The organism is Streptomyces sp. (genome assembly GCF_019510245.1).
Taxonomy (GTDB): Bacteria; Actinomycetota; Actinomycetes; order Streptomycetales; family Streptomycetaceae; genus Streptomyces.
On sequence record NZ_JAEKKT010000307.1, the window covers coordinates 1 to 9,900 of the forward strand.

General features: G+C 68.4%; 7 protein-coding genes and 2 pseudogenes. 3 read left to right on the forward strand and 6 right to left on the reverse strand.

The window, feature by feature from the left end:
* The 3 genes and pseudogenes from JF597_RS49610 to JF597_RS49620 form a co-directional block, all read right to left on the reverse strand.
* Window positions 1-1,424 (reverse strand): arabinofuranosidase catalytic domain-containing protein (locus JF597_RS49610; RefSeq protein WP_294012657.1); only part of this gene is annotated, 1,424 nt, incomplete at its 3' end.
* Window positions 1,425-2,275: 851 nt separating this feature from the next.
* Window positions 2,276-3,058: pseudogene (locus tag JF597_RS49615) on the reverse strand (metallophosphoesterase); the annotation flags it as partial.
* Window positions 3,043-3,249, reverse strand: a complete 207-nt coding sequence (locus JF597_RS49620; RefSeq protein WP_294012660.1) for a hypothetical protein — start codon at window positions 3,247-3,249, stop codon at window positions 3,043-3,045. The gene JF597_RS49620 and the pseudogene JF597_RS49615, both read right to left, overlap by 16 nt.
* A gap of 518 nt (window positions 3,250-3,767) precedes the next feature.
* Here JF597_RS49620 and JF597_RS49625 point away from each other — a divergent pair.
* Window positions 3,768-4,905, forward strand: a pseudogene (locus JF597_RS49625) (class I SAM-dependent methyltransferase).
* 925 nt (window positions 4,906-5,830) lie between these two features.
* Window positions 5,831-6,808: a transposase gene (locus tag JF597_RS49630; protein WP_366916566.1), complete on the forward strand. Its 978-nt coding sequence runs from the start codon at window positions 5,831-5,833 to the stop codon at window positions 6,806-6,808.
* On the opposite strand, the gene JF597_RS49635 is transcribed toward JF597_RS49630, so the two are convergent.
* The 3 genes from JF597_RS49635 to JF597_RS49645 form a co-directional block, all read right to left on the reverse strand.
* Window positions 6,745-7,461 (reverse strand): hypothetical protein, encoded by a 717-nt coding sequence (locus JF597_RS49635; protein ID WP_294012662.1) that lies wholly within the window; start codon window positions 7,459-7,461, stop codon window positions 6,745-6,747. The genes JF597_RS49630 and JF597_RS49635 overlap by 64 nt on opposite strands.
* Complete coding sequence (locus tag JF597_RS49640; RefSeq protein ID WP_294012665.1) at window positions 7,458-8,006, reverse strand: SigE family RNA polymerase sigma factor; 549 nt, start codon at window positions 8,004-8,006, stop codon at window positions 7,458-7,460. The genes JF597_RS49635 and JF597_RS49640 overlap by 4 nt, the downstream gene beginning before the upstream one ends.
* Before the next feature lie 399 nt (window positions 8,007-8,405).
* Entirely contained in the window at window positions 8,406-8,744 is a 339-nt protein-coding gene (locus JF597_RS49645; protein ID WP_294012668.1) for a hypothetical protein, read from the reverse strand.
* A gap of 119 nt (window positions 8,745-8,863) precedes the next feature.
* Between JF597_RS49645 and JF597_RS49650 the strand changes: the two genes are divergently transcribed.
* Window positions 8,864-9,373, forward strand: coding sequence for a hypothetical protein (locus tag JF597_RS49650; protein ID WP_294012671.1), 510 nt, complete (start codon window positions 8,864-8,866; stop codon window positions 9,371-9,373).
* Window positions 9,374-9,900: the final 527 nt, after the last annotated feature.

Consider the following 9,900-nt stretch of genomic DNA (forward strand, 5'->3'; position numbering starts at 1 on the left):
GGCCAGGTCACCACCTTGGTGCCGGCGGTGGTCTGGTTGTTGTACGCGTCCAGACACAGCTGGCTGTTGCCGCTGTACACGGTCAACTGGTCGGAGGAGGTGCGGGTCCAGCTCTGGTTGGTGCCGCCGCCGCAGTCCCAGATCTGCAGCTGCGTCCCGGCCGCGGTGGACGAGTTCGGCACGTCCAGGCACTTGCCCGCGCCCACCGCGTGCAGCGCGCCGGTGCCCGTCCCGCCGGTCGTGTTGCTGTAGCCGGCCGCGGTGATGTTGGCCTGGACCGCGTTCTCGGTGGCGTCCGAGGGGTAGCCGGAGGTCATCACGCCCTCGTAGAAGGTGCCTTGGGCGCCCTTGCTGTTGTCACCGCCGATGCCCAGGATGATGGCGCCCTGCTTCCGCATCGGGTTGTAGCCCGCGACGTTGGGCCGCGGACCGTCGTAGAACGTGGACAGGCTGCCCGACTGCGCGTTGCCGCCGCGGATCGCCCAGTGGTTCGGGCCGCCTTTGACGATGGCGGTCGTGTACCGGTAGTTGATGGTCGGGTCGTTCGCGTTGTAGTGCTGGTTCACCCCGGAGAACAGGCCGTTCTCCAGATCGGCCATGATCCAGGGGCCGTTGCCCGCACCGTAGCCCCAGACCTTGATGTTGCCGAAGTAGATGGCCTCCATGGTGCCGTTGCCGTCGTCGTTGCTGTCCGTCTCGGCATTGCCGTAGTCGAAGCAGCAGCCGCCGTTGTAGTGCGTGCCGTCGAAGATCGCGTACATGCCCTCGGGGTTGTCCGCGGTCGCGATGCCGTTGGTGTGGTTGTTGCGGTATCCCGTACCGGGTGCCACGAAGACGCCGTAGGCCTTGTGACCGCCCACCATGGTGGGCGCTGCCGTCGCGTTCGCGAGGTTGTCGGGACCGCCCGCGGCACCGCCACCGGGCGCCTGGGTGAGATGGTTGCCGCGACCCGACTGGTCGTAGATGATCGAGATCAGGCAGGTCGTCCCCGCGCAGAACGAGTCCTGCGAGGCGGCGTCGGCGGTGCCGCCGGCGCTCAGGACGCCGACGTCGCGGGTCGTGTTGTCCGAGGCACGCCGGACCTGGTAGAGGGGCCCGTTGTACGAGGCGTACAACGCCCGCGTCGTACTGTGGGCCGCCACACAGGGCGTTCCTCCTGCCGCGTACAGATCGCACGGTCCGGACGTGGCGGCCCGGGCCGTCCCCGTCGTGGCCGTGGCACCGGCCAGCGCGCCGACGGCGAGCACGGCCGCGGCCCCCGCCCGGGCGAATGTTTTCGGCCGAGAACTGCGGGAGCGCTCCCACGATCGGACAGATGCCTGGTCCCACTCATTTCCCGGCCTTCCGCGGCGCCGTACCGCAGCGAGCAGTCGTTGGACGCCACCCCCGAACAGCACGTGGTGTCTCGTACCTGTCGTTCCCATCCGATCTCCCTACCGTGCCGGCGGAACCCAGTCGGGTTCTGTGCTGGTGGCGCTGACAAATGCGGTAGCGCTTGAAGGTGCAGATCTTTCAGTGGGATTGCAGAGAGGTTTCGGGGGGAGACGGTGCTCCCGATTCCGCAGTGCTGTCAAGGGCCACGACCTCCTTCGTCCGGCCTGGATTCCGAATCGGTTCGATCGCCGATCTCCCCGGATCCTCGTCGACCGGCCCGCTCGAGCAGATCCGGCCGTGACAGTGGACGAGCCGCGGTGCGCCCTCACGCCGACGCGGCTCGGCGCGTCGCGCCGAGCCGGACCGCGATCGCTCAGCCACCCCCCGAAATGCCACTGACCTGGGGCGCGGCCGCCGAACAGCGGTTGACGAGGGGTCAGTGCGCACCGCACCGGCCGATGAGACGGTCCCGCCCCGCCCTTGGACGCGTACTTCGGCGTGCGGCACACCATTGCCCCCGCTCCGCACCGGCCGTACCATCTCGTCGAAGCGCTTGCGCGGAACCGATTCGATTCCGGTCCTCCCGCAACGCGTAAGACGCGGAACGCGTGACGGGCCCGGCAGCCCGACGCCGCTCCCCGCGTACTCCTGGTGCTCAAGCGTTCTGGTTCTGCGTCACTTCGGTGCGGCAGTGAGGCACTTCGGTGCTGGGGCGCAAGGACGGGCGCGTCTGTCCATGGGCGGCACCCGGAACGGACGGTTCTGCCTGGTCGTTGCCGCCCGGTACCAGCTGCCAGGCTCATGATGCTCGGATCGTCCCCTGTGCGAGACGCGTCGGCCTGGGCTTCGTCCCATGTCGCGGTCCTTCGACCTGTGGACCGCTCCCGGCGGAGGCGTCGGCCGTGGTGCGGAGGAGGGTGCGGGGTCCGTGGTGGCTGAACCCGGCAAGGGCTGATCGAGACGGACGCGGTCGTGCAATGGCCAGATCTGGCCGCCGTCGGTGTGCCCGGAGAGCTGGAGGTCGATGCCTGCGGCTGCCGCCCGGTCGATGAACTCGGGCTGGTGCGCCAGGAGCAGGACGGGCAGTGCGGGGTCGGCGCCGTCCAGCGCTCCGGCGAAATGGGCGCAGTGGCCCGCCAGGCCGGAGGAGTCGGCGGTGACGTCGTCCGCGCCGGCGACGACGAGTGTGTGGCCTCCGCGTTCGAGCAGCAGGTGGCGGTTGCGCAGCGGCTGCCGGCCCACTTCGTCCATCAAGTCCATCCAGCCCTCGGCTTCGCTGCAGTCCTCATGGTTGCCGATGCGTGTACACGGGCTCGGGTGGTCGCACGGTTGCCGGCAGGACGGCCTGGGCGCGGCGGCATTCGGCCGTGCCGTCCGGGATGTCGCCGGTGTGGCAGACCAGGTCCGCTTCCAGGGTGTTCACCGCTCTCGCACACCCGCGCCGACCAGCGGGCGCGTTCGAGCGGGTCGTAGTGGGCGTCGGTGATGAGGACGACGCAGAGGCCGCCTACCCCGGCACCCGGCCGCGGGAGTTGCGCCTCTGGCCGGCGTACCCGCGGCACGGGACGGATCTCGGCGTGGGCCCGGGCGAGCAGTACGGCGGCTGCACCGAGGACGGCCCAGGTGACGATGCGGACCGGTCCTGACTCCCGCCGACGCCGGCTACGGTCAGGGCGAGCCGCAAGAACGCACCAGCGTTCCCGGGTGACGTACAGCCTGCCACAGGCCGATCGACAGCAGCGCCAGACTGATGGCGAAGCAGACCCAGAACACGCGCTGGATGCCGGTCGCGAGGTCGTGGGTGCTGCCGCCCTCGTAGCGGCAGTACGCCTGTGGGGGAAACGCCTCCGAGCCGCCGACGCCTCCGTAGTGCATGGAGCACGGGTCCTCGCCGGGATCCTTGAGCGTGTCGTCCGCCGTGACGATCAGCAGCCAGGCAAGCGCTGTCGCCGGAACCGTGGCGACCGCTCACTCACCCCCAAACCCCTCGCGATTATCGAGTCATGTCGCCGCGGGCGAACCGCTCACCCGCCTCATCCCGAATCCGCTCACGAGCCTCTCACCGCTCGGCGGTCAACCCGCCGCCTTGCGCGTACCGCATACGACCGACCTACCGCAGGGATCAGCGCCCGACAACAACCCACAGAGATCAGTAACCGGTGTGTTTGGAAGCCGGGCAGCACTGTGCGAGCCTGCTGCCACTCCTCCGAAAGGGCTGACCCTGATGCTCGGCATGGTTGTCTGGGACGTCCGCTCTCGCGCTTCGACGCGAGAGCGGTAACGGCCACCTGCCTCAACGCACACGTCTGTCCGATGGACAGGCGTGGGTTCAGCCTGCTCCTCGTCGAAGTGCTCTTCGTGCCCCTGCACGTTCGAATCACGAGGAGTACGCGGTGTCCACCATCCACTGGACCACAGGCACAGCTCAACAGTCCGCCCGCTGGCATTCCGAGAACGCCGCCCCCGTTCCACGGCGCACCGTCGTCGCCGACGACCGGATGAAGGCCAACACCGCCTACCGCCAGGCGTGTGAGGGAACGGCCCTGCTCTGGCAAGGCGACTTCCACAACGCCCGGCAACTGCTGCAGGCGATGGGCCGCCGCATCGACCGCAAAATCCCCAGCTCCAGCGCTTACCTGAGCGAATCCTTCCACCTGCACCGACGCAGCAGCAGTCACCGTGCCCGTGTACTCGGAAAGCTCCTGGTGCTGCTCGACGATGACTACACCCTGGCGTTGCGTCGGGCTCCCGACGTCCGTCAGGCGTGTCTGGAAGCCTATGGCCCTCCGAAGGGGCCCACGGTGGTCGCTCTGCGGGAACTGCTGGGAGTGATCGGCGCTCACCAGTGGCGCTTGAAAGGGGTCGACGTGCCGGCGCTCGGCACTCGCATCCACCCCCACTACGCACTACGGCGTGTTCGCTCCAGTCAGAGGCGAGTACGTCGACCTGGTCGCCCATACGCCGCTGCCACCGGCGGCCCTGAACTATCCCCATACCAGTACGGCGTTCGATCTCGGCACGGGAACCGGTGTCCTCGCTGCGGTCCTGGCCCGCCGCGGAATCAACCGCGTCGTGGCCACCGACATCAGCCCACGCGCCCTGGCCTGCGCCAGGGAGAACGCCCACCGGCTCGCCCTGACGGACCGTATCGAGGTGTCGGGTCCCGGCCTGTTTCCCGAAGGCCGCGCCGACCTCATCGTGTGTAACCCGCCCTGGCTCCCCACCCGGCCGACCAGCCTCATCGAGCAAGGCGTCTACGACCCGGACAGCACCATGCTCCACGGCTTCCTCACCGGACTGTCTGCCCACCTCCGGCCAGGTGGCGAGGGCTGGCTCATCCTGTCCGACCTGGCAGAGCACCTCGGCCTCCGGACACGTCAGCAACTGCTCGACGCCATCCAGACAGCACACCTCCGCGTCGTGGACAAGATCGACACCAAGCCCCGGCACCCACGCTCCAAGGACACCACCGACCCACTCCACACAGCCCGAAGCGCCGAGACCACGTCCCTCTGGCGTCTGACAGCATGACCGGCGTCCACATCACGCAGCGGCATCGCGCCTCCCAGCTCACCAGGTGAGAACATCCCGTGGGTGACCTCGCCACGCCCACGGGTGACCCGATTCCTCACCAAGCCCGAGGATCAAAAGCAACATTGCTCTCTATCTTCCGGCCGCGTCGTAGGGCGGGGACGGAAGGTTCCAGACGGCGTCTGACCGGTTGACGATCTTTCGAAGTTCACGGGCGCTTCGTGGCGATATGGCCTGCATCACGGTGTCGAGGAGGGCTCGGGCTTCGAAAGGGTTGCCGCAGCAGTACCAGTGCACGCTGCCCCATTCGTAGTCGTGCCACAGTGCGCGCTCGGGCTGGTGAGCGTAGTCCTTCCAGAGGCCCACAGCCGCGCTGACCTCGCCTGGCTGCACATAGTTGCGGGTGTGCTCGAGACGGATGATCTCGGACAGTGCACGTGAAGACAGGCCGTCGATGACTGGGCTTGCACCCGCGGTCCGGTGGCTGCCGGGGGCTCTGGCACGGATCTGTGCTGGCCGTCTACGCGGCATGGACCTTTCGGTTCGTCGTCATGCGGTACATGGTGCCACGGTCTCGAACGGCGTCTCGAACGGATTCGCTCGCATTTCGATGTGCCGGACTGGGGGCGGCCCTCGTCTGATCATGTGCTCCGACCAAGGTGCACATGACCGAGACGAAGGCCGTGGGGGTGAGTTTGCTGCCTGATGCTGTTCGGAGGGAAGCGTCACGTTTCCGGGGTGGAGTTCGCGGCGTGTCTGACCGCTCGGCGTGACGCCTTGGTCGAGTTGGTGGACGCGGTGCTGTGTGAGGACGGTGCGGTGAAGTCCCGTTGGCTTGACGTTGTTGCCCGAGCATCGGCGTGGGCACGGAGCGATGTAGAGCGGCTTGAACGACAGCCGGCTCGACGTCGACAGGCTGCGGACGGTGCCGGCCGGCCTGCCGCTGCCGCGATTCGACGGTGGGCGTCTGGTCCCAGCGGCCGACGGGTCGCCATGGCTTCACTTGGACGCGCCGTGCTCGGCGGAACGCCTGTTCTTCCGCCTCTACGGCCGGGCGAAGACGGCGTCGCATTTCATACCGGGCCGGCCCTACTCCTTCGCGGCCGTGCCGGAGCCCGGCGCCACGTCCTGGACCCCGATCCTGGACGCGGTCCGGCTCGGCCCAACGGACGACGCGACCGCGGTCACCGCCGGCCAGCTCCGAGGAGTCGTTGAACGGCTCATCGCCGCTGGCCAGTGGCAGACCGGGAACCCGGACATCGTGATCGTGAGCGATGCCGGTTACGACGTCACCCGCCTGGCCTGGGTCCTGCGCGACCTCCCCGTCGAGATGGTCGGCCGCGTCCGCTCCGACCGCGTGATGCGACCGCCGAAGCCACGCGAACGCACGCCGTCAACGGCCGACCGCCCAAGCATGGCCCGGAATTCCGCTTCACCAAGCCGGAGATGGCCTGAGCCTGCCATCACCACGATCACGGACACCACCAACACGGCAAAGCCGAAAGCCAGGCGTGATCGCCGTTCGGCGTACGACCGTTGCATGATCGAGAAGCTGTTCCTCTTACCACCACTGAGGATTCGGCATACTGCGCGCTTCGCTCGTCCTCTTCGCGAGCGGGCAGCCGGTCTCCCCGGGCCTCGGCGACCGCTGGTTCAGCCGGGACTACGGGCCGGGCGGCCGGCATCACGACGAGCGCGTGAAGTACCTCCCGACCGAGGCACTCCCGCTGCTCGGATTCACTCCTCGGCGTCCCGTTCTGGGCGCCGGCAGGCCGATGCGCAGGGCGGGGACGGGCCCGTGTTGACCCGCTCCGGTGACTCAGTGACCTGCACCGGCTGTCAGTTCGGGTCCAACCGGTGGGCGAGGTCGTGGGCGATGGCGCCGGTGAGGTCTCCGATGTAGGGCCCGACGATCTCAATACGGCCGCCGGTGATCGACGAGTTCACGAAGGGGATGCCCCAGAGCTTGCCGTCGATGACGATGGCGATTTCATTGCGCGGGGCCGGGGCCGACGCGATGGAGCCGGTGAGCGCGGCGAAACGGGTCCGGCCGGCGGAGTCGAGGGTCACCTCGACCCGCCAGGTGCCGTCGGCACCGCTCTTGTCGGCCTTCGCGGAGGCGGCCTGGACGTCGGTCATGCCTCTGGCCCGGTCGGCCCGGACGCAGAACTCCGGGTGACTCGCGCTCGCGGGCACGGGGTAGCCGCCGCTGCCCTGGGCGCAGGCGTGCTCGTTGGACGAGGTGACCGGCAGGAAGGAGATCAGGGCCGCCTTCCCGGTGTTCGTGGTGTCGGCCCCTGCGGCGGGCTGACCCACGTGGGCGCGCAGGGTCGCGCCGTCCGCGACGGCCATCCAGGCGGTGGCGACCGCGACGGCGGCAACGATGCCGACACCGGCACGGGCCAGCCGCTGCCGCCGCCGGGCGATCCGCAACGCGCCGTCGGCCAGGCCGACCAGATGGGCACCGGCGGCGTCACCGCCGCTCCCCCGGACCTGGGCGTGCAGGGCGTCGTGCAACGACGTTTCGTGCAGCGTGTGTTCGGTCGAGTCGTTCATGCGACGACGCCCCTTCCGGAGGCGGTGGAGGAGGCGGCCGACTGCCCCGCCTCGGCCAAGGCGGTACGGAGAGAAACGAGGGCCTTGTGGGTCTGGCTGCGGACCGTCCCCTGGGCGACACCCAGAATCGCAGCTATCTCCGCGTCCGGCCGGTCCTCGAAGTAGCGCAGCACGACCACCGCACGCTGGCGCTTGGGCAGCCGCCGCAGCGCGGCCATGATGTCCTGCCGCTGGACCACCGTGTCGGCCCAGTCGGCGGCCTGCGCGGACGGCTGGTCCGGCAGGGTGTCGGTGACCGTCTCCCGTCCCCAGCTGAGCAGTCGGAAGCGGTCCACCTGGGCGTGGTAGAGCGCCCGGCGCACATAGATCTCCGGCTGCTCCCGGTCGCGCAGCTTCGACCAGCGCCGAGCGGTGGCCGCAAGCGCGGTCTGGAGCAGGTCCCGGCCCTGCTCCCAGTCCCCGGTGAGCAGATAGGCCGTGTGCAGCAGCGATCTCGACCGTGCCGCCACGAACTCGCGGAACTGGCGTTCCTCGTCGGCGTTCAATGCGCCCTCCCTCGTTCCCCTGTAAAGACGGGCGCGGAAGGAGGTTCGACTGCCCCGCCGGCCAAACTTTCTCCCCCCGAACCCGCCGGGCTCCTCGCGCGGGCGACATGACGGCCACATACGGTCACAGCACGGACATGATCAGCGGCGACGACAGCATCACGTCTCGCACTTCTCCACCGGCACTCGTGCAGAGCCGGGATTCGACAACCCCACGAAGCCACCGGACTTCCGTACCCACCACCCAGTGATCCTCACGCCCGGCCGGCTTTACTCGCCAATGACGGAGCCGAATGGGCATAACCGGCCCCACCACAGGGCCCCGCAACACCCGCCATGGGCTGGCTCTCCGGCGGGCAGGACGACGACCGCTCGCCGGCGGCTGCAGGCCGTAGCGACTCACCCGCGCGGTCCCGCCCCCTGCAGAAGGGTGACGACGACGAGCGTGGCCAGGGCGTCCGGGGCCTGTGCGGCGGGATCCTGCTCCGCGCCGGTCCTGTAGGGATCGTCTACGAAAACAGATCTTTCCCAGAACAGGATTGACTCGAGTTTGACCACCGCTTCATAGGAAGTGGCGGTTTTCTCGTACTGGTGGCGATGCCGCACAAGCCCCAGGATGTGCGCGCCGTCCTGGAAGGGTTGGACCGCGACGCTGCCCGCGACGTGTTCTGGCGGCTGCGCCTCACCCAGCCGCAGATCACCCGGGTCTGTGCCGACCGCGGCTATGCCGGCGATCATCGAGGTCGGCGGTCGTACTTCAGTACATGAGAATCAATCACCAAAGCGTGCAACCGTATGACCCTCACATATGTCTCATACTGTGACCACCTGTCCCCGACGTCTCATAAGGGGGCGTCATGTACACCCGCCATCGCCTCATGGCCATCACCGCGAGCGCACTCCTGCTGGCCGGCACCGCGGCGTCGGCCTCTGCCGCCGCCACGTCCCCGGCACCGTCCACGAGTCTGGTCGTCAACGCCAGGATCGCCGGTCACTGCTCCTTCGACCGGGTCGTCATCGATGTGAAGGGCAAACTGCCGCCGACCACCGTCACGCGTGTCAAGGAACTCCGCTACGACAGCTCGGGGCAGAAGGTCCCGCTGGCCGGGAAGCACTTCCTGGAGATCAAGCTCTCCCCAGCCGCAGCCCACAACAACGCGGGCAGGAACGCCTACAAAGGCCCGCGCCTGATCAAGCTGAATCTGCCGAAACTCAAGGGCTTCGCACTGACCGGCGACTTCGAGGGCGTCGTCACCTTCGGGGCCGCGTTCGACACCAAGCCCTCCTACACGACGAAGCAGCTACACCACCCCGAGCGCTTCGTCCTGGACATCGCCCACCACAACACCTGCCGTTACTCACACTGAGGCGCCTTGCACGCACGTCAGTCGCACCATGCGCGAGCTGATCGCCGCCCGATTATGGCTGACCGTCTACTAGCTGCCGCCGGCTACCTGGATGGACTGTCACGAAGCCGGGAGCCCGAGTTCTGCCAAAGCGTTCGGCGCGTTTCGGAAGAACCAGAGCGTCCATCCGGTGCCAAGACGTCCCGACGGGGGACACGACTAGGTCGATGCCTCGTCGCGGAGGTTGCATCATCACGCGGAGCATCCATCATCCACTGGGACTCATGCGGTCCGCCACAGGGCCGACCATGCCGTGGTCGACCTCCTGGTCGAGGTGCGCTCCGCCGGGGTGAGGCGGGGCTGCGGCACGGTTGACCAGCAGAAGACCGTGGCCGAGGAAGGTGTACAGCGCCAGCCAACGACCGCGGAGATGCGAAGGACGCGGACGCCGGGATCGTCACCCCTGGACGGTGCTTCTGTCTGGTCTCTGCCCGCCGCACCGCTGCAGATCATCGGGCTTAGGAAGCGGACGGACTCACCTCTCCCCC